This window comes from Salinimonas chungwhensis DSM 16280, from assembly GCF_000378185.1.
Lineage (GTDB): Bacteria > Pseudomonadota > Gammaproteobacteria > Enterobacterales > Alteromonadaceae > Alteromonas > Alteromonas chungwhensis.
Window position 1 is genome coordinate 681,432 of record NZ_KB899376.1, and the last position, 22,174, is coordinate 703,605.

Consider the following 22,174-nt stretch of genomic DNA (forward strand, 5'->3'; position numbering starts at 1 on the left):
TCGATATAAGATAATAGGTCTGGCGAGCAAATGGACCGGTAAAATATCAAGCTATACATCTGTTATTATTGACAGCCCATTTTTCAGTGGCGCAGGCAACCCTTTTTGCTTATCTGTTTTTACCAGAAATTAAAATCAATGACTGTTGTGGAGATGTCAAAAATGTTGCCCCTTCGCTGGTTATTACAACCATCTCTTCAACTGAAATTGTTTTTGTTTTATGCGTATCCTTGTCGGAATATGGCCAGCTGAAGAAGCCATCAAACGCAAATGTCATTCCAACATCTAACTTTCTGTCTGAAGTTGAACGGATGCCCAGGTTTGGTCCTGTATCGTGAGCAACATAACCTACCGGATGACCGGTACTCCACATTACCGGCAAAGAGCCAGCATCTTGCATAACTTTTTGTTGAGCCGAATGCACATCGCGTCCCGAGATCCCCGGACGCATAGTTTCAAAAGCGGCTCTGCTTCCTTTAATGGCACTATCCCAGGCATGTTGAATGTCTTCAGGCGCTGTTGTCTCACCCTCATGCAGAACATATGCAAAGCGTTGGATATCCGTCACCCACCGATTGAACACTTTAATACCGAAATCTATCTGAATAACATCACCCGCCTGAATCACGCGGTCAGTGGGATGAGAATGTCCACGGTCAGGGCCAGAGTTAACAGCCGGATTTTGATCGGGTGACCACCCGTCCTGAACTCCCGCTTCTTCTATTTTCTGCTTTAAAAAGGTGGCAATATCTTTATCAGTGGTAACCCCGGGGACCACCTGCTGGAAAGCCAAATGTTCCCATTTAGACGTCAACGTAGCGGCTTTCGCCATGATGGCGACCTCTTCTGGCAGTTTGCGTGCCAGCCAATGGTAAACGAGGGGTTCTGCTGACACTAACTTGATATCGCTATCTTTTAACGCTGTGGACAGCGCAAGGTATTGAGAATGACTGAGCCCGTCCGCCTGGGGATTATCACTGAAGCTGTTAACAGCAACTGGCGCTGTCTGATGGCTTACCAACCAATCAGCGGCTACGTCGATAGCGCTTTTGTCTTTATTAACATCAACAACCGTATCAAAAATATTCAACTCTTTTAATGCCGTTGATTCACTAACCGGAGAAAAAATACGCGTACTTACCCCGTTACTGGTGCGGCTAAAAAGAACTACAGCGGTACCGCCTGCATTTTCACAGCCTACATGCGGTGCCAGAGGATCGTTATTGTTTTCTCGACAAATAATGAGCCAGTGTTGAAGGTTGGTTTTATCCATCGCCGCGGGTAGCAATCTGGCCACGCGTTCTTTACGAATTTGGGGCCACGGGGACTCATTGGAAAACATGATGTCGTCATCAGCGCTATTCAACTGAAACACAGAAAAAGACCCAACGTGCCTTTCATCAGAAGTGGTTTCAGAATTGACATTAGTTGCAAGAAGCCACAATGCGCTCAAAGAAAGTGTCAGACAGCGTGCGTTTAATTTCATCAATTTTCCTTATTATTGTTTTAGTTAACTGGCCAGTACAAAAGAAGCACGCCTGATAGCGGCAGCAAACCTGATGAATAATTAAGCAAATAATGCTTTAAAATTAGACTATTTTTATCAAATATTTTTGTAAAGATAAAATTACAAATGAAAGCGACATATTCGACGAACGGGGTAAAATATTGGTTCAGTTACAAAAAAGCGACTGAACTTCATGTAGTGATAGAAGATCTGACCGTCAGCGGTTGTGATGGCAACATTCCAGGTACGTTAATCTACTATCACTTCCAGGACTATCTACAGCCGCGAAAATAGCGCATTTGGGTACAAGTGGCTTAACGCGAATGTTAATTGAACAGAATAGTCGGCAAGGCAGTTAACTTAGCTCGGCAATGGTTGCCGTGTTAACGCACAGATATGAAGTGATTGCTTTAAAATAAAAAATGTAAACGCTCTTTAAACAGAAAAATAGCAGGCGATAACAGATTTTACCGCCACGCTAATACTGAATTATTGACTTGTAATCCTTCTAACTAATCGTTAATCAGTCTGAAGAAATCAGATGAAATCGCTTTTGCCTGCCATCAAGATATTCAACTTTTTGTCCGTCGAAAAATGCATCTTCTTCCAACATAATACGAATTTCCTTATCCCACTCGGGGACAAAACTGGCTGCATTGAGCTCAATAGAATAAGCTGTATCAGGGTACAAAGGGTAATCGCCTTTGACTGGTAATCCTTCCTGAGCGTCCCACATTCCTATCGTCGGACCCGCCGCATGTCCATGGAAACCAAGGGGGTGTGTATATATTGAAGGTTTTATGTCTTCTTCTATTGCTTGTTGGCGTGACAATCTTAGAATCTCGTTACCACTGCGACCGGTCTTAAAATTACTGATCAAAATATCCTGCAAACGGTTCGCGTTGGCTAATGCGTTGACCAGTCCCGCTGGCGCATTTTTTTCACCAGGCTTTAACACATATGCATGTTGTTGCTGATCAGTATTGAGCCTCAGATAGGTAATGCCAAAGTCCACATGGATAAGGTCACCAGGTTGAATGATATTTTCTCCGGGTTTCTTGCTAAACGCCTTGAGCTGATCAAACTCTTCATTGTCAGCACGCTGAATGGAGACTGATGGATGAAACCAGTTACTTACGCCCAACTTTGTACTTTGGTCTCGTAGCCACCAAACCACGTCATCTGTGGTTGTTTTTCCAGGAGTAATAACCTCATTGGAAAACGCGGTAGCTATTAAATTGTGACCCATTCGGGCTATTTCAGGATAATGTTGCATTTCCAGTTCGCTGCGCGTTTCAAGCCAGCCGATGGCCAGTTCTTCAGCAGAAACGACCCGAGAACGATACTTAGCTGGTAATGCTTCCATAAAGGCAGTCTTCTCGGTGCTACTCATTCCATCTGCCAGTGCAAAAGCCTCGGATACGTTGATACCTATCTTATCAGGATTTCTATTCTTAATTATTTTCGCAAGAGCGGCCCACTGATCAGGTTGTTCTTCTTTATTCCACGCTTTGTCAAAAAGATTCGCCACGGCATAACGTGCCACTGCCAGTTTTTCAAGCGCCTTATCCTGACCAGGGTCATAAATTACTAACATGGTATGGCGACGAGCTGAAAGCCATGTAGAAGGTAACATCGTTTTTAGCACTGGGTCTTCATTGTACTCACGGGACATCACTACCCACATATCTATGTCAGTACGGCGCATCAACTCTGGTAAAACCTGTTCAAAGCGTTCCGTTAAGATCTCATCAACCAACTTGCTACGGGTCTGCATATCAGCTACCCCCGCTGCCCAGCTCTGAGTGCAAAATATTGCGCAAACCATAATCAAAAAGCGTTGCATAATTTTCTTTTCCTTATTTGCATTATTTTCATCTTTCCTGCTACAGACAAACACCAAAAGCCTTTATTTTCTCGGAATGAGCAAAAGGTCAGTCTGTCGACCATCGATATAGCTAAAATCGGTACCATTAAAAAATCCATCCACCTCGAGCATGAATCGTACTTTTTGGTCATCCCATTCGGGCACAGTTTCAATAGCATTCAGCTCTATCGAATAAGCTGTATTTGCGCGCATCTTATAATCACCGGTGCCCGGGTTACCTTCCTGCTGTTCCCATGAACCGATAGATGGGCCCGCGCCGTGACCGTGATAGCCTATAGGATGTGTGTAAATTGTTGGTGTCAATCCTTGTGCTATTGCTTCTTCGCGAGCGGCGAATAAAATCTCATTTCCGCTACGTCCGGTTTTAAAGTTTTCTGTGAGCGCGTCCTGAACCTTATTGGCTGCCTTTAACCCATTGCGTAACCCCTCGGGCGCATTTTGCTCGTTAGGACGTCTCACATAAGCCATCTGCTGCGTGTCGGTTTTCAGCCCCATATAACTCATACAAAAATCAACATGTACCAAGTCACCCGGCAAAATAAGGCTACCGTTCTCGAGCACCATTTTTTCTATTTCAAAGGTAGACATTCCCTGACGCTGCACACTGACACTAGGCTGACACCAGGGCGACACCTTCAATTCGGCAAGCGTTTCACGATACCACCAGACTACATCATCGGTCGTTGTCACGCCCGGGGTGATAACCTCTTCAGAAAGGCCGCGCTCTACAATACGATGCGCTACTCGCATAATGCTTTGATAGGTAGCCATTTCAGCCGGAATCCGGGTCTCAAGCCAACCAATTGCAAGTGTGTCGTGTGACACTAAACGCGCCGAAAGCGTATTGCCCAGCGCCTCTTGAAATTGTCTTTGCTGGCTGACCGATAATCCATCTGCCAAAGGAAAGGTGTCAGAAATATTGACTGCAATGTTGCCCGGGTTACGCTCTTTAATAATCTGCGCTACCCGCGTCCACTGGTCTGGTTGCGCTTTCGGGTCCCACGCAGATGGAAATATATCCCCCACTGGATAGCGAGATACTGCTAAACGTTCCACACCACCCTGCTCACCCTGATCGTAAAAGATTAGAATCATACGACGTCTTGCCGACATCCAGGTCGCAGGTAGCATAGTTTCAACGACGGGATCTTCATTATATTCACGCGCTATCAGCACCCACATGTCCACATTGGCTTCCCGCATTAAAGCGGGTATCAGGGTATCCAATCGCTGCTTTAGCCAGCGGTTCTGCACTTCTGCGCGCTGCTGTAAATCAGGTAAACCAGGCATTATCAGTTCGTTATGGGCTTTTATAAATCCGCTGGTCAAATATAAAATGCCAGCTAATAGATAAATAGCGTTTCGATTTGTTCTCATAGATAGCAAACCTTTATTAGTGGAAGGGGTAACACAAGCAATAAATTCTGGCTGGTTGCCTTTGCTATAATCATAATTATCTGTTTACTTTTGGGTCATCAGGCCATGGGCTCTTCCAGTGACGCAGGCGGGGTAGAAAACCAGCGTGGTCCGTCTTCTGTGATGTATAGGCAATCCTCTAAGCGGACACCGTATTTGCCTGGCCAATACAAGCCTGGCTCATTGGACAAACACATGCCAGCACGCAAAGGCATCGTTTCATTGCGAACGAAGTTGATGGGTTCGTGAATATCCAGTCCAATTCCATGCCCGGTGCGATGAGAGAGGCCGGGTAGCCGGTAGTCAGGCCCATAGCCTAATTTTTCGTAATACTTGCGTACAGCAATGTCTACCTCCCTGGCGGGTCTGCCAGGTTGCGCGGCCTCAAACGCGATATTCTGCCCCTGGTGTACGTGCTGCCACAGCTTTTTCTGCGCATCACTCGCTTTACCAAAGACAAACGTACGGGATATATCGGATCGATAGCCGCCCACTGTGCAGCCAAAATCCATCAGGACCATGGCACCAGGCTCAACAGATTCAGGGACGGTTGAGCCATGCGGTAGTGCGCTGCCTTTGCCAATCTGGGCGCCGCCAGCGGGGTTCATGCCCCCGAGGCGCGACTGTGCCTGATACATTAAACTGATGATATTGTCGCGTTTCATACCGCGTTTGATTAAAGGAAACACAGCGCGATAGGCCTGAATCGTCACGTCATTGGCCAATTGCATCAACGCAATTTCTGCCGATGATTTAATCATGCGGCATGCATTTATCTCAGTCCGCGCCGACGATACGGTCAGTTTAGGCGTCGTACTTTTTAGTTGGTATGCGACAAAATGTCGCACAGATTCATCTAAAGCGATGGTACTTTTTTCCAACCCCCGCTGTTTCAGCCAGGCAGCTATAAGGCTAAATGGATCCTCATCTTCTTCCCACGTTATAATATCAGCGCTGATATCCAATAACTCCTTTAACCGACTTTTTTCAAAGGCAGGAGTTACAAACATCAACGCCCCTTCGGCAGGAATAATGACGGCTGTAATGCGTTCGCTTATCCACCATTTAACACCTGTAAAATACTCCATAGAAGAACTCGGCTCAATAAGCACTGCATCGTGCCCTTGTCTGGCCATGTGCTGACGAAGCTTTTGCCGGCGGGAGGAACGTTCAGCTGACGTAATCCATCTCGCATTGCGTGTTATAGGCTGTAATTTATCCAGTTGCGGAACTGGCGCTGTCGAAAAAGCAAATGACGCAGCAGATAGCACGCTGGAGCTACCTACAGCCAACCCCACCCCGGTTTTTAAAAAGTGCCGCCGCGATGTTGCATTCATTTAATATCTCCGCGGCCTGCCCGACGCATTATGTAGTCCCAGTAATCCATCTCCTTATAAAAAGAAGCCAGGGGAATCCGTTCGTTAGGACCGTGCGCCCGGCTATCATCGGGACGTACCAAACCAAGACTTCCCGCACCGTAAGTAGGAATCCCGACGCGGCGATATTCTCTTCCTTCGGTGCCACCCGAGGACATAGTAGGCTGCAGTGTGACGCCAGCATAGTTAAGCGCCACCCCCTGCTGAAGCATTTCAACAATATCGTCACGTAATGGCGATGCCGGGCTTTCAACGGACTCTCCATGCTGAGTAATTTGAACCGAACTGCTTCCTACCGCTTCTTCCATTTTTTCAAGCAAATGGTCGACACCACCGGTGTCAGGCAAAATGCGGCAATTTACAGTTGCCTCGGCGTTCTGAGGCAATGCATTTTCCGCGTGGCCCGCTTCCAGCATTGTCGCGACACAGGTTGTCCATAGCATATTGGCGTACTGTGGGTATTGTCTGATGACGTTAATAGCATCATTATCATTTGAATTTTCTAGCAGCGTACGGAGCGCTTTGGCTATTTCTCCCCCTTCTCTATCTGCAACCGAATGGGCCATTGAGCGGGTAATTTCATTAAAGGTTACGGGAAATGCGAGATTTTTTATTTCAAGTAACGCTTGAGCCAGTTCATATATTGCGTTTTCTGGCTGAGGAACAGAACTGTGTCCGCCGGGATTGGAAGTAGACAAGATAAACGTGGCAAAGATTTTTTCTGCTGCCTGCATGGAAAAAGCAACAGGTGTGCCCTCTCGGGTGATCGTGCCGCCACCGGCATCTGAATTTAGCGCGAACGCTGCATCGCTGACAAATGGATGATTTAATATCTGGCGTGTGGTGAGCATACCGGTTTCTTCATCGCCGGAAAAAGCCAGAATCAAATCCCGCTCGGGGACATATCCTGACGCTTTCAGATTAATAAAAGTCGAGACGAGCAAAGCAACACCAAACTTATTGTCCTGCGCGCCTCTCCCATACAAATACCCATCTTTAACGGTGGGTATAAAAGGATTGGTCTGCCAGTTTTTGGGCAGCGCATCAACCACATCCATGTGCGCCAGAAACGCTACCGGTTTGAGATCTGCGTCATCTTTTCCCGCTAGCCTCACGATCAGCCCGACTACTGTCTCGTCTTCCACTTCAACCGGAAGCCGAACAATGTCCTGCCGTGAGAATCCTGCTTTAAGTAGTTTATCCTCAAGATAATCCACCATATCGGGAACTTGCCCGTAACCTTTGGCAGTACGGTAAGTAATTAACTCCTCTAACAGAGTCTGGGCTTCAAGCTTCTTTTGTTGGCTTACGGCAGCCGCGCCAGGCGAGGAAATAGTTAGTAACAAAACTGCTACGCACAATGTCGTGCGCATAAAACGATAACGAAGATGCATAGTAGTGCCTTTGTGTGCATATAAGTCTGCGCCGTATAAAGCAGAAGCGTGCAGGACACACTCTGCTTTAACAGGGCTGCGAATTATTAGAATTGGTAGGTCAGACCTGCAAAAATTGTCCTTCCCACAGCATCGTAAAACTGCGGATAGGTGTTACCATTTCCACCATCTTCAATCGCTGCTGTTGTTGTAAGCGGCGGGTCGCGATCCAACAGGTTGTTAATACCGGCACGAAATGAAATTTCATTATTTAAGACATAACCAGCCGAGAGGTCAATGTAGTGACGCGCACCTAACTTTTCGTTTACTTTTGCAAAGCTGCCAAGCAAAGCTGGCTGCGAGCTGGTCTGTGCTATTTTTACTTCTGAGATATAACGCCAGGTAAGTGCTAACGAGATATCATACGGGGTAACCCAGCTTGCGCGCATCTTATGACGCCATTCAGGACGAGGCCGTCCACACAAGCCACCGTAAAGACCCTGACAATCATAGACTTCACTACTGTCCGAGTCCGGCAGCGGCGTGGAGGTGAATTCATCGAGGTAGGTGCCTACAAAGTTAATGGAAATATCCCCCATCTCACCAACATCGAAGCGGTAGTCTGTAGTGAAATCCAAACCTTTGGTGACAAGAGATCCAGTGTTTAGGTTAAAGCGTTGAAAATAACTATTGTCGAACAAAAACAGTGACCCACCCTGTCCCCGGTTAATCAGGTTACAAAAGTAAGTATTTCCGGTTTCCAGGCACTTACCCATGGCCAGGTTTGGATTTACGCTGCCAACGAGATCTTCTACCTCAATGTCAAAATAATCCACAGAAATCGTCATGTTTTCAACAAACTCTGGTTGGTACACCACACCGAATGAGTAAGTATTGGCTGTTTCAGGCTGTAACTCCTGATTGCCGCCTACCAGCGTGTTAAACTGACCGGCAGGGTTATCCTGAATATTGCCGTATTGTGCGGCTGTTACGCCGGTGCGGGCACACTGTTCAAAGGATGCAAACGGATTTTCGCCCGAACAGGGGTCAAAAGAACCATCTGCATTTTGCGTCAAATCAACTTCAAAGCGCTGCTGACTGGAAAAAAGCTCAACAACGTTAGGCGCTCGAACTGCTCGCTGATAGCTACCGCGAAAACGCAGTTCGCTCAGGGGTGACCAGTTAAGTCCTACTTTGTAGGTGTCGGTCTCAAATTCACTGCTGTAGTCAGAGTAACGATACGCAAACTCCATCCCCAGGTTTTCTATTAATGGCTTGCCGTTAACCAACGGGACATTCAGTTCACCGAATATTTCTCTTACAGACACATCTCCGCTGATGGGTAACTCAGGCGTTACCGCTGTCCGGTATATTTCATCGGGAACATATTCCAGGGTATTTTCCCGATATTCAACACCGGCTGCCACACCAACCCCATAATCGGCCCAGGGCGAACGAATATTCCATTCATCCAGATTCCCTGTCACAGAAAAAACAACATTCTTCATGCCCGTATCACCGGTGATTCCTTTACTTTCAAGCACGTAAGAGGTGGCCTCTGCTGACGCGCCGCCCGGACCAAAATAATCCAGGGGCATACAGGCTGCGTCATCGTTAGTGGCATCCGCATCAGCATTAACGGCGCACACGGCCTGACCAAATGTGGATGATGACTCTCGTTGATCGATTATTGCGTTAAACGCTTTCCCCAGACGATCGCGGTTAGCATCGCCTTCAAAGCGACTGCGATAGGAAACATTGGCATAGGAAGCAAAGAGTTCATAATCAAACGGACCAGCTAACATTCCTCGACTTCCCAGGACAAAACGAAAGCTTTGGTGGCGGATATCATCCTGTCTGGGTCCGCCCTCAAGATTGCGGCGACGGATTAAAATCCCTTCGGCGATGGCATCAGGCCCCAAATAGTTTCCGGACGCATCATAATTACCCTGGGTAGACAACCCAGCCGCCCCGCATAAAAATTCAGCTTGTTGAGCGCTTAACAAAGCGTTATCACAGTTTAGACCGCCGGCACTGCCGAAAATGCCACCGGATACAGTACCTGGTGCAATTTGCGCTGTAGAGCGGTCGTCCATGAAACTCATTTCCAGAAAAGGAATAACATGCTCGTTGACTTCCATATGCGCCAGCGCGCCTATGGAGTAACGCTGATCAGGCCGCTGATAATAGTTGAAGGGCGCGTAATTAAATACTGTCCCCCCTTCCACGAATTCGCCATTGTTGACGCCAAAACCAGTTGGGACACCATCGATTCCTCTGGTATTGGATATATTTGCAGGAAAAGAGAAACCAGAACCGCCACAGGCAAAGTTTTCGCCCTCATCGCCGGCAGCAGCCAGCGCACAGGCTGAGTAATCCCTTTGACTTTGTAAAATTGGCTCTACTTCCCGGTAATTGGCGTACACGGTCACATTGCCCGGCATAGAGTCAAAATTTGTCCCCATTACAAGGGCATATTCCTGTCCAAACCCATCTGAGACAGAGCTATCAGGTTTGTCGAAATTGTTTTCGTCAAGCAAACCCTGAAGATAATCATTGCCATTATTGTGCTGAGTTTTGGTCAAATTTGCCTCAAACTTAAGGCCTTCAAAATCATCAATCATTTTAAAGTTGACCACACCCGCTATTGCGTCAGAACCATAAACAGCTGATGCGCCACCGGTAAGTACTTCTATGCTTTCTATCAGCGAGGAAGGGATCTGGTTGAGATCTGAGGGTACCGATATGGGTGAGCCATAGGGTAATCGTCGCCCGTTAACCAGTACCAGCGTTCGATCTGCTGAAAGTCCCCGAAGGTCTACCTGCGCAGTTCCGGTAGCTTCGTTGGAGGCACTGGATCCCTGAGCAGCAAACACCTGCGGCAGCGCATTTACCATGTCTTCTGTTCGAATAACACCGCGGGTCTGAATCTCTTCAGCGGTCACCGTCGTAATCGGGCTTACGCTGACTTCATTTGAGGATCGGATACGTGACCCCGTAACCGCAATTTTTTCAATGTTATCCGCATCAGCTTCTTGTGATACGGCGGACAAAGGCGTCACTACACCGCCCAAAATCGCGGTGGCGATTAAGGTTTTTGTAAATGTATTCTTATTCATTCGAGTTCCCTGGTATGTGTGCAGCGTCAATAATGCTGCGCTTTTTTGTAAACTCTGAACTTCGAGTTTTATTGGTATTTCCAGCTTTGCAAATCAGCACCTTCCGGTGCAGTAGCCTGGATTCGTTGCATTATTTTCGGTGTGTAAAAACGGTTGTAACGTAACCTTGAAATAGCATTGGGGTTTTCATGATCACCGTTCCAGCAATGCTCAGCACGGTCACCATAATCCACTTCGCCCTGATAGGCAGGGTCGGCATTTTTTAGAAAATCTTCTGTAAGATAAACCGCATTGTTCAGGTAATAGTTATCCATATCGCCTGTATAAATGTGGATTTTACCCTGTAACTTTGGTCCTATTTCGGCCCAGTCCCGTTCCATGATGTAGCGCAGGTCGTAGTTTTCACGCCAGTGTTGCGCGACCTGTTTATCGATCTCGCCAGTGGCCTTATCCCAAATAGGTTGAGGGTAGCCATCCACACCATTAGGCGAGAATACCGCCTCCCATACATCCCATTGTTGACCTGAGCGGGTTTTATCACCCAGTACCAACTCCCACCTGTTTTCCATCTCCATGTACCTTGAAATGTGCCCTAAATAGTTGCGATGGGACGGGCGTTCGATTTTTGTAAACGGGCCTTTTCGATAATAGGCATTATCATCCTTGTAAAGATTTACCGTCATAAATTGACGAAAATCAATTGGGTCAGGACAGGCTGAAAAGGCGCCGTTATATTCTTCAGGGTATTTTATTTGCGCGGCCAGTGCTTCCCAGCCCCCGGTGGAGCCACCATAAAGAAAGCGTGCCCATCCCTTACCAAGTCCCTGAAATTCCTTCTCAATAGCAGGAATAAGTTCGTAGGTCAGTGCATCCCCATAGGGACCTATGTTTGCCGAATTTACAGCGTAACTGTCATCGTAATAAGGATTGCTGTGATCAATTTCTGCTATCAACATACGAGGGGTATCTTCAGCGATCCAATACTTATAGAAGTCATAAGCTTCTTGTGCTTCTATCTTGTTATAACAGTCAAGATTGAAACGTTTACTATATTCGCATTCTAAATCCGGGGCCGGAGGGCTTTGACTAAAGCCGCCAAAATCAGCAGGAAAGTGTCCGTGGAATATTGCCAGAGGAAATCGGGCATCCGGATGTTTATCAAAATCTCGTGGTACCAATATATGTGCTCGTAAAAATACGTCAGTTCCCCAGAATTCTGAGAGCAATTCACTTTTTATTTTGATTCTGCGAATAAACTCGGTTTCTTCAGGCTCGTCAATTTGCGGGTTAATATTGTTGAGGGTAATGTTAATCGATTTATTATCTGCCGGGTCAAACATGACTTTTATCGGATCGCTAATAAGATTACCGGGCTCCTTGCGCCAGTTCTGACCAGCGCCTCGGGCAGCGGGCAGCTTAACGGTTTTTCCGTTCGAGAGGTTGAATGTGTCATACTTGTGTAACACGGCCTGAACAAAGTACTCGCCCGCCGGTACATCAGCCAGACTACGCGCAGGAAAACCAAGCACACCATCTGTTATAGTCACGGAGTTTCCAGGCTTCAGGGCATCTATATTGATCCCGAAGATTTGAGCGGCGTCAAAATCTGGCCGAACCTGATCCACTGGTGCTTTGGCTTTATCCGTAGCCAGGATTAGAATCATACGACCATCATACTGCTTATCGGGTGCTTTATCGGGGACGGTCAGTTCGAATGTTGCTGCCTGCAGGTGAGTGGATGCCAGCAATAGACTGATCGCTAAAACTGATTTTTTTATCTTTAGTTGATTTATCATGCTTTTCCTTGTTTAAAGAGGCTTATTTCCCAGAAAACATCAAAGCCGTTGTTATTTTATTTTTCAAATAAAATTAAACAGTCAATAGCGGATTATTCAGTTTGAACTTAACGTCAAAAATGGCATCTCATTAAATTATCGATTCCCTATTAACGCGTAAAAGAACAATGCCCGCCGCTACTATTTAGAAACGAAGCAATGCAAATGCCATAAATAAAAAGCCATTTAAAATCAAAGCTTTATTATTTAAAAGAGGTGATAAATAAGTGTTTTTACAACATGTGAGATTCCTTACGGAATCATTTGATGACAAATGGAATCAGAAAACCATTCCCTTTCTTAAAAAGAAGCATTTTTTTATTTAAAAAATAAAGTGATAATTTTTTAGTATGTTAACTCTTTAAATTTATGCCCCCGGAAAAGTTAACGATTAAAAATAATGTTAATCCTTTAGTGCACAGTCCGGGAATATGTTGAGAACGATTAGTTAGAAAACAGATAGTGCGGCAGCTTGCTATTTAAGTAAGCGACCTATCTTTATATATGTATCAGGTAATAGCTTTTCACATAAGGAGGGCTTTATATTGAGAGGTAGCAACTTTCAAAAATACTGAATTTGCATGCGTAACAGCGTTTAAGCGAACTAGTGCTCCCAGCCTGTTTTATGAATGGTAAAACGCCGAACATGCATAATCATATTATGACAGTGGGTTCTCACAATGTAGCCTGACCTTATTTGCAGTGGGATCACGCTGGTCACAGACCGGGAACGCTATAAGTTACAGACGTCCCTATCTTCATTCAGGCTACCCGATGGCGCTCATCGACATTAACTACGTCCTCTATCGCCTGTACACTGGTAAGCAAATGCTGGAGCGGATGGGCAGGTTTAAATCCATCAACGCGCTGCACCTGACTGCGGCACGAGTAACCGGTCGCCATCACTGCATCTTGCGGGTATTTGGCGATGGCGGTTTCCCACGACAGTGCGTAAATACCCAGTGATTTTTCCTTCTGGCTGGCCTCATGCCCATACGTTCCTGCCATTCCGCAGCATCCTACCGCGACAATATCGACCTGTCGGCCAGCCTGACTGAACAAATTCTGCCAGCTTTTTTCACTTTCCGGCAATGCGGTTTTTTCAGTACAGTGACTAAACAAGGCCAAAGGCTGACTTTGAGTACCAGTGGATGCCGGCCGGATGGTGCCCTGGGGCAACGCCTTAAGCCATTCCTGAACCGTAAGCACCGAAAAATCGCCTCGTTCTGCCTCCAGCGCTTTGCTGTATTCATCGCGGTAGCACAACACTAATGAAGCATCTACTCCCACCATAGGCATGTCCAGTTCATGCAACTGATTTAGAAAGCCGGCAGTGTCTTTAGCCGTACTGGCAAATGCACTCAAAAAACCTTTTACATGAGCAGGTTTTCCATTAGGTTTAAACGGCAACAGTATGGGTTGGTACCCTAGTTTTTTAACCAAAGCGGCAAAGTCAGCCACCAGGCTGGCCTCGTAAAAACTGGTGAAAGGATCCTGCACTATCAATACCTGCTTTTGGCGTTCACCAGGCGACTGCTTGCGTAATGCTGTCAAATCAAAGTGTTGTACTTCAGCGGATAAACGCTGGGTTAGCGCTGGCACAGATAACAATGGCGTATCAACATACCCCACTGTTTTTTCCATTAGGCGGTTCATCCAGCCTTGTTTCAAAAAGAAATTCACAACTGCAGGCATTCGGGCCATAACCGGTGCCATACGTTCTATGTTGGCAACTAAATGATCTTTTAATGGCCGACTGTATCGCTGATAGTAAATAGACAGAAACTTTGATCGAAAGTCAGGTACATCAACTTTTATAGGGCACTGACTGCTACAGGATTTACATGCCAGACAACCTTCCATTGCCTCGAACACCTCATGAGAAAAATCTTCGCTTTTGCTGTGTCTGTTGCGCCATTTTTCCAGCCAGGAGGAGGAAAATGCAGAAGCATCCAACTGCTTCGTATTAATGCCGCTTTCCGTTAGCAACCGTAACCATTCACGTACTAAACCAGCGCGTCCTTTTGGACTGTGACGCCGGTCCCGGGTAATTTTACTCGAAGGACACATGGGTGATGTCGTATCATAATTAAAACACAGACCATTACCGTTACAGTTCATTGCTGACTCGAACGGCGCTTTGAATGTCACGGGGATGGTTCTGTCATAGGTAGCGCGTTTGGGATCCGAAACCTTCACCAGGGTATCTTCACTATCCAGCGGCGTGCAAATCTTACCCGGATTCATTTTATTTAAAGGATCAAATGCCCCCTTGATTTTACGCAACTCATTAAACAAAACCTCGCCAAAAAACGCCGGTCCGTACTCACTGCGATATCCTTTGCCATGCTCGCCCCACATCAACCCACCATATTTGGCCACCAGCGCCACCACCTCATCGGAAATCTGATGCATGAGCGATTCCTGAGAAGGGTCGCACAAATCCAGCGCCGGCCTGACATGTAACACGCCTGCATCGACATGACCAAACATACCATACTGGAGCCCGTGCCCGTCTAACAGTGCTCTGAATTCCCGGATAAAGTCAGCCAGATTCTGTGGCGGTACCGCGGTATCTTCAGCAAACGCGATGGGCTTTTGCGGCCCGTCAGTTTTACCTAACAAACCCACTGCTTTTTTGCGCATGGCGTAGATTTTTTGAATGTCAGCGCGCTCGTACGTTAACTGGTAACCAATCACGCCGTTTTCATGATTAGCAATATCAGATTTCAAGGCGGCTTCGAGCGAGGCAATTCGGGCTTCAATTTCCGCTTTACTGGTGCTGTTATACTCGACCATATTGAGGCCGAGCATCTCTTTATCCGGCACATCAGTAATAAGGTCGGAAATTGAATGCCAAATGATGTCTGTTTTCGCCAGATTGAGGACTTTGCTATCTACTGTTTCCACCGATGTGGCATCTGCCTCAATCATCTGCGGAGCATGCCGCAGCGCCGAATCAAAGCTATCATATTTGATGTTAACCAGCGCAGTGTGGCTGGCAATTGGCGTTATGGATAGCTTAGCTTCGGCCACGAAACCCAGCGAACCTTCAGACCCTGCAATGAGCCGACTGACATCGATCAGTTGGTTCTTCTCATCATACGCATGCTCAAGATCATAACCGGTTAAAAACCTGTTCATTCGTGGAAATTTATTCAGTATCTCTTCACGTTGGCCCATGCAGGTTGCCATGACCTGGCGTAAGATCCCACCTTGGGTATCCTCTTCCCGGGCACGTTGTTCAGCCTCATCAACGGTCAATGGCTGTGTATTAAGCACTTCGCCATTGGCTAGGATGGTGGTCAATCCTAGTACGTGATCGCTGGTTTTACCGTATCTGAGTGACCCCTGCCCGGAGGCATCAGTATTTATCATACCGCCCAGAGTGGCGCGATTACTGGTGGATAAATCCGGTGAAAAGAAAAAACCATGTGGGCGCAGAACATCATTAAGCGCATCTTTGACCACACCGGTCTGGACACGCACCCAACCTTCCTCGATATTGACTTCCAAGATGCGGTTCATATGGCGCGAAAGATCAACAACAATACCGTCCGTAAGGCTCTGCCCATTGGTGCCGGTGCCGCCCCCACGGGCTGAAAACGTAATTTCCTCATGCTGATTTGCCAGTTCGCCAAGGCACTGAAGATCGTCCACCCCTTTAGGAAACACAACTGCCTGCGGAATTTTCTGATACACCGAGTTGTCGGTAGCTACGGCCATCCTGCTGGCATAACTGTATTCAATATCTCCACTAAAACGCGATTGCGACAGCGCTTTAAGATAGCTTTGATAATGGCTGGTGACACTACTTTCAGGTGCAATACGGGGCAGTTTCAATGACATCACTCCTCACAACGATATGCAGATAGTATACGCATCCGTGGCGCTTCGCTCTAGGTCAATCTGCCAAGATGTACAAGCCTTAAGAAACCTCCTGGTTACATATGCTTACATTCACAGTCTGGACAGGCACCCGGTTAGAGGTATGATAAAAAGATGATAGAACAGGTATGTGACAAATTATGAAAACAATAAGACTGCTCTTAGGTGCCAGCTTATTTATATTGGGTATCGTATTAACCCTGTTACCCGGCTCCATCCTGTTCGTGCTGGGTGGTTTAATGATGTTGAGTTATGACTGGCCAAAAGCGCGTGCAGTACTAAAGTATTTTCAGCTGGGAATGCGCCACAGTGCGCGCAAAGCAGATGCCTATCTGTTAGCCCGTAAACTTCGCTAGCCTGGCTGAGGCAAGGTTTACAATAAATGATAAACAAAAAAATCCGCACGTTTGTGCGGATTTTTTATGACTTTGTTATTAGTGATTTTCTGCCAGATACATCCAGGTCTCAACCACAGTATCGGGGTTCAGAGAAACTGAATCGATACCCTCTTTGACCAGCCAGCCGGCAAAATCTTCATGGTCAGATGGCCCCTGTCCACAGATACCCACGTACTTGCCCCGTTTTTTGGCTGCCTGAATTGCCATTGAAAGTAACGCTTTGACCGCTTCATTACGTTCTTCAAAAAGATGTGCAATAAGCCCTGAATCTCTGTCCAGCCCAAGTGTTAATTGAGTCAGGTCGTTTGACCCGATAGAGAATCCATCAAAGATATCAAGGAACTGATCAGCCAGAAGCGCATTTGACGGCAACTCACACATCATGATTACGCGCAGTCCGTTCTCGCCCCGCTTCAATCCTTCTTCGGCCAGCAACTCAATGACTTTTTGTCCTTCTTCCACAGTACGAATAAAGGGAATCATAATTTCAACATTAGTCAGCCCCATTTTGTCACGCACCCGCTTTATTGCTTCGCATTCCAGCGCAAAACAATCTCTGAATTCTTCAGAGACGTAGCGGCTGGCACCACGAAAACCGAGCATGGGGTTCTCTTCATCAGGCTCGTATTGATAACCACCAACCAGATTGAAGTATTCATTGGATTTAAAGTCAGACATACGCACAATCACCTTCTTGGGTGAAAATGCTGCAGCGATAGTAGATATCCCTTCAACCAGCTTCTCAATATAGAATTCTGTGGGTGAATCATAACCTGCAATAATGTCGTTTATTTCTTCTTTGAGCTCTTCTGGCTGGTCATCAAAATTCAGCAGTGCTTTGGGGTGTACCCCAATCATGCGGTTGATGATGAATTCCAGGCGGGCCAGCCCGACCCCTTCATTAGGCAAACGTGCGAAGTCAAAGGCACGGTCTGGATTGCCCACATTCATCATGACTTTTAACGGCAGATCCGGCATGGCATCAACGCGGGAGGTATTGACGTCAAATTCCAGTTCAGCGCCATAGATATAACCCGTATCCCCTTCAGCACAAGAAACCGTTACCGCATCGCCGGTTTGTATAGAGTCGGTAGCATTTCCACAGCCCACTACAGCCGGGATACCGAGCTCACGGGCGATAATTGCGGCATGACAGGTGCGGCCACCGCGGTTTGTGACAATTGCCGCTGCTTTTTTCATAATTGGTTCCCAGTCCGGATCGGTCATATCAGTAACCAATACATCGCCCGACTGGATCTTATTCATTTCATCAATAGAACCCAGAACTTTAGCGGTCCCGGCGCCGATTTTATGACCGATGGCCCGACCTTCCACAATCACATTGCTTTGACCTTTAAGCTGATACCGCTCAATAGTCTGGCTATCTTCGCGGCTTTTTACCGTCTCAGGTCTGGCCTGTACGATATACAGTTTGCCATCTACCCCATCCTTAGCCCACTCAATGTCCATCGGGCGCTGATAATGTTTCTCAATAATGACAGCCTGTTTCGCCAGTTCCTGAACTTCATCATCGGTAAGTGAAAATGACATGCTATCCTGACGATCCACATCCACAATGGAAACCTGCTTACCATGGGCCTCGTCATCAGAATAAATCATTTTAGTTAACTTGCTGCCCAGGTTGCGACGAACAATGGCCGGCCTGCCGCTTTCCAGGGTGGGCTTGTGAACATAAAATTCGTCCGGGTTCACCGCTCCCTGCACTACCATTTCACCCAGCCCTACCGAGCTGGTAATAAACACCACATCATCAAAACCTGACTCGGTATCTATCGTGAACATTACGCCCGAAGCCGCAATATCGCTGCGCACCATACGCTGGACCCCGGCAGACAGCGCAACGCCTTTATGGTCATAGCCCTGATGAACACGGTAGGAAATAGCCCGATCGTTAAATAAAGAGGCAAACACATGCTTGATTGCCACTAAGACAGACTCGTAACCTTTTACATTCAGAAACGTTTCCTGCTGTCCGGCAAATGAAGCATCGGGCATATCTTCCGCCGTGGCAGAGGAGCGGACAGCAAATGAAGCCTCATCGCCAGCATCACCTTGCAGGGCTTCAAATGAACTTTGGATTGCCTGTTCAAATTCTGGCTGAAAAGGTGTATCGATAATCCACTGACGAATGTCCTGTCCGGCCTGGGCCAGCGCATCTACATCATCAACATCAAGGCTATCAAGCACTTCATGGATGCGCGCATCCAAACCGCTTTGCAATAAAAATGCATTAAACGCCTCAGCTGTGGTAGCGAAACCGCCGGGCACCTGAACACCGGCATTTGCCAGGTTTGAAATCATTTCGCCTAACGATGCGTTTTTGCCACCCACGCGAGCAACATCCTGCATCCCCAATTCCTGATACCATAGTACGTGTTCTTGCACAGCCTGAGCCTCCAGCGTTGTCTGTGTCCATTTCGATGGACAAATTTTACTGCCAGCTCATCAGCAATTTGCTGTTTACACTGGCTTTTCACTAAAACCATCATAGAATGGGCAAAATTTGAAAGTAAAATATTTATTAACCCTGTAATTAAATTACAACATTGAAAAGAGAGGCAAGGACGTGCGTACCGCTTATTACATATCAGATGGCACAGCTATTACCTCAGAGGTCTTCGGCCATGCTTTGCTGTCACTGTTCCCCATGCAATTCAACCATAAAACCATTCCTTTTGTTGAAACTGAGGAACATGCTTACAGGGTTTTAGAAGAAATTTCTGAAAGTTTTCAAGACAGCGGAGAAAGGCCGCTCGTTTTTTATACAATTGTGAACGTAGATGTCCGTAAAATTGTCTCGCGATCCGTAGGTATCAATTATAATTTTCTGGATCAATTTGTAGCGCCATTAGAAAAAGTGCTTGGTGTTCCTTCTAAGCCCGAGAAGCATCGAACCCATAGTATCCACGAAACTACCTATGATATTCGTATTGAGGCGGTTAACTATGCACTGGCTAATGATGATGGCTCGAACTTAAAAGAGTATCATGATGCCGACATCATTCTGGTAGGCGTGTCACGGTCCGGCAAAACGCCTACCAGTCTCTATCTGGCACTACAGTACGGCATCAAAGCTGCCAACTATCCTTTTACCGAAGATGATATGGGCGATATGCTCAAACTTCCTCCGGCTCTGCGGCGCTTTAAACATAAATTGTTCGGCCTGACTATCCATCCGGAACGATTATCGCAAATTCGGTCAGAACGACGGGCTAATAGTCGATATGCCTCTATTCAACAGTGCCGTATGGAGCTGCGGGAGGTAGAAAACCTATATCGCCGGGAGAAAATTCCATTTCTTAACAGTACCCGGTATTCCGTGGAAGAGATATCGGCCAAAATTTTGGCCGAAACCGGATTACAGCGGCGTAAGTACTAAGGCGTTTCGGGCGCTTTGCCCAGCGCCTCGAACAGCGGGTCCAGATAAGGAATAAACGGCTTATACTGATGGCGGCCACGCTGAAAAATTGGCTGGCGTACCTGCTCGGAGCTGGGGGTTTTAATTGCCCGCTTTGTTTCGTGATACGCTAAACAGGCAGACTCAAAGGGCAAGTCCAGGTAGTCCAGCATCCGCTTCACCTGGCCGGGCAAATCATCCAGCACATCTTCATGTTGCACAGTTAAGATCTGCCCGGGAAGCACGTTGTGCCAGTGATCCATTAATGAAAGATAACTGTTGTAATAACGGCCAATACTGTCCAGCGAATACGTAAATTCCTGGCCGTCTGCAAACAACTGTTTGTAACCGCTAAAACAACAGGCAAAAGGATCACGTCTGGCGTCGATAATTTTTGCGTGCGGCAGGATGCGTTTGATTAATCCAATATGAATAAAATTGTTCGGCATTTTATCTATAAAGAATGGCGCCCCCTGACGATATGCTTTGGTTTGCTGGATATATAGTTCACCCAGCTGACAGCATTGCTCGTCGGAAAGCTCTGACAAATTATGCGGATAGCTCAATTTCTGCCCGCTCACACGAGAAGCGATACCTAAGATATCATGAAGCTCCATGGTCCCATCTATTTGAGAATGGGACGCCAAAATTTGCTCCAACAACGTTGAGCCGGCCCGGGGCAGACCTACAATAAAAATCGGATCTGGTGCCGGGCAACCTGTGGCCCGGGAAAACAATGCTGTTGTGCAAGCCGCTTTCTGATTTTCCATAGCCCCTTCCACTCGCTTGATATCAAAATCCAGCGTTTTAGATTTCAGGGTATTACCTTTTTTGTAACAAGCAAACGCAGAGGCAATATTATTGCCATCCTCATAGGCTTTACCCAGAGCAAAATAGAGGTGAATTCTATCGTCCAGACTCGCGGATACGCTTTTAACCGCTGCGTTCATTTTGGCTATAGCAGTATCATCGAAGGTGTAGGTTTTAGTGTTCGCCAGGCTCCAGTAAGCATCGCCAAAATCAGGTTGGTAGTGCGCCGCTTTTTTGTATGCCTCTATCGCTTTGTCGAGTTGCCCGGCTGATTTGTAAACATGCCCTAACGAAAGCCATACCTGTGGCTGATCATCATTTTCGTTGAGCACCTTCAGATAAATACTTGTTGCCTGCTCTAGTTTTCCGACCCCCGATAAGGCACTTGCATGGGCCAGCTTTAGCTTTCTGTCGTGCATATCCTCAGGCGCACGCGACTCTATAAAACTAAGTGCCTGCGCGTATTTGCCCAACTTCAGTAAAAGGCTCTGATAAGCGTGTGCCGCTCTGGGCTCTTGTGGATAAAGTTCAACGCAGCTTTCCAACAGAAATTCAGCATCGTGATAAACTTTGAGTTTGATACCTATTTCCGCCAACAACATCATAGCTTCACAGTCATGCTTATTTTTCAGCAAAAATTGTCTGCATACCTGCTCTGCTTTATGAAGTTGCCCTTCATACATCAAATCCATGGCGCCAAGAACAGGTCTCTGAAGTTTTTGTAAAAACGCTATTTGCTCACTGGCAATGGCAAGGGCAATTGTATTGCCGGTAGACTGATAATGTTGCTGAATCTGTTGCCAGCTTGCTAATAACGCAGGGTTGAACCGTGTTGCTTTATAAAAACCACTGGCCGCTTTTTCAGACTGCCCCAGCGTTTTAAAGCAATAGCCCTGTTCCTGGAACGCGCGGCCATAATCAGGCTTGCGCTCGATAAGCTGGTCAAGGGTATGTATTGCTTGCTGATTTCGCTTGGACAGGCGTTGAGCCACTGCTTTAAGATACAGAAATTCAATAGCGCCATTATCTGACTGAGATATTCCTTTATCCGCCAGCACTATAGCCTGTTCAAAGTCCGACGTTTGAATCGCCTGCTTGATTTTTACTGATTGTGTTGGATGTTGCATAGCTGCTCTTTTTCACCTG

At 46.7% G+C, this 22,174-nt stretch carries 12 protein-coding genes; 2 read left to right on the top strand and 10 right to left on the bottom strand.

Annotated elements, in window-relative coordinates; genetic code table 11:
• Window positions 1-109: 109 nt before the first annotated feature.
• The 8 genes from F458_RS0103175 to ydiJ form a co-directional block, all read right to left on the bottom strand.
• The gene (locus F458_RS0103175) at window positions 110-1,486 is read right to left on the bottom strand and encodes a M24 family metallopeptidase (RefSeq protein WP_018981929.1); all 1,377 of its coding nucleotides are present in this window, start codon (window positions 1,484-1,486) and stop codon (window positions 110-112) included.
• A 544-nt stretch (window positions 1,487-2,030) separates the two neighbouring features.
• Window positions 2,031-3,335, bottom strand: a complete 1,305-nt coding sequence (locus tag F458_RS0103180) for a M24 family metallopeptidase (RefSeq protein ID WP_040610078.1) — start codon at window positions 3,333-3,335, stop codon at window positions 2,031-2,033.
• Window positions 3,336-3,416: 81 nt separating this feature from the next.
• Complete coding sequence (locus F458_RS0103185; protein WP_018981931.1) at window positions 3,417-4,772, bottom strand: M24 family metallopeptidase; 1,356 nt, start codon at window positions 4,770-4,772, stop codon at window positions 3,417-3,419.
• A gap of 98 nt (window positions 4,773-4,870) precedes the next feature.
• Window positions 4,871-6,148, bottom strand: coding sequence for a M24 family metallopeptidase (locus F458_RS0103190; protein WP_018981932.1), 1,278 nt, complete (start codon window positions 6,146-6,148; stop codon window positions 4,871-4,873).
• Window positions 6,145-7,581: a M20/M25/M40 family metallo-hydrolase gene (locus F458_RS0103195; RefSeq protein ID WP_018981933.1), complete on the bottom strand. Its 1,437-nt coding sequence runs from the start codon at window positions 7,579-7,581 to the stop codon at window positions 6,145-6,147. Before F458_RS0103195 ends, F458_RS0103190 begins: the two co-directional genes overlap by 4 nt.
• 86 nt (window positions 7,582-7,667) lie before the next feature.
• Window positions 7,668-10,679: a TonB-dependent receptor domain-containing protein gene (locus F458_RS0103200; RefSeq protein ID WP_018981934.1), complete on the bottom strand. Its 3,012-nt coding sequence runs from the start codon at window positions 10,677-10,679 to the stop codon at window positions 7,668-7,670.
• A 68-nt stretch (window positions 10,680-10,747) separates the two neighbouring features.
• Window positions 10,748-12,475, bottom strand: coding sequence for an alpha/beta hydrolase-fold protein (locus tag F458_RS0103205; protein ID WP_018981935.1), 1,728 nt, complete (start codon window positions 12,473-12,475; stop codon window positions 10,748-10,750).
• Between the two features lie 801 nt (window positions 12,476-13,276).
• The gene (gene ydiJ / locus F458_RS0103210) at window positions 13,277-16,363 is read right to left on the bottom strand and encodes a D-2-hydroxyglutarate dehydrogenase YdiJ (RefSeq protein ID WP_018981936.1); all 3,087 of its coding nucleotides are present in this window, start codon (window positions 16,361-16,363) and stop codon (window positions 13,277-13,279) included.
• Window positions 16,364-16,542: 179 nt separating this feature from the next.
• On the opposite strand from ydiJ, the gene F458_RS0103215 reads away from it, so the two are divergent.
• Window positions 16,543-16,758: a PGPGW domain-containing protein gene (locus F458_RS0103215; protein ID WP_018981937.1), complete on the top strand. Its 216-nt coding sequence runs from the start codon at window positions 16,543-16,545 to the stop codon at window positions 16,756-16,758.
• A 78-nt stretch (window positions 16,759-16,836) separates the two neighbouring features.
• On the opposite strand, the gene ppsA is transcribed toward F458_RS0103215, so the two are convergent.
• On the bottom strand, window positions 16,837-19,206 hold the full coding sequence (ppsA, locus tag F458_RS0103220; protein ID WP_026294452.1) for a phosphoenolpyruvate synthase: 2,370 nt from the start codon (window positions 19,204-19,206) through the stop codon (window positions 16,837-16,839).
• Between the two features lie 181 nt (window positions 19,207-19,387).
• On the opposite strand from ppsA, the gene ppsR reads away from it, so the two are divergent.
• Window positions 19,388-20,200, top strand: coding sequence for a posphoenolpyruvate synthetase regulatory kinase/phosphorylase PpsR (ppsR, locus tag F458_RS0103225; protein ID WP_018981939.1), 813 nt, complete (start codon window positions 19,388-19,390; stop codon window positions 20,198-20,200).
• Here ppsR and F458_RS0103230 read toward each other — a convergent pair.
• On the bottom strand, window positions 20,197-22,155 hold the full coding sequence (locus F458_RS0103230; RefSeq protein WP_018981940.1) for a tetratricopeptide repeat-containing sulfotransferase family protein: 1,959 nt from the start codon (window positions 22,153-22,155) through the stop codon (window positions 20,197-20,199). The genes ppsR and F458_RS0103230 overlap by 4 nt on opposite strands.
• Window positions 22,156-22,174: the final 19 nt, after the last annotated feature.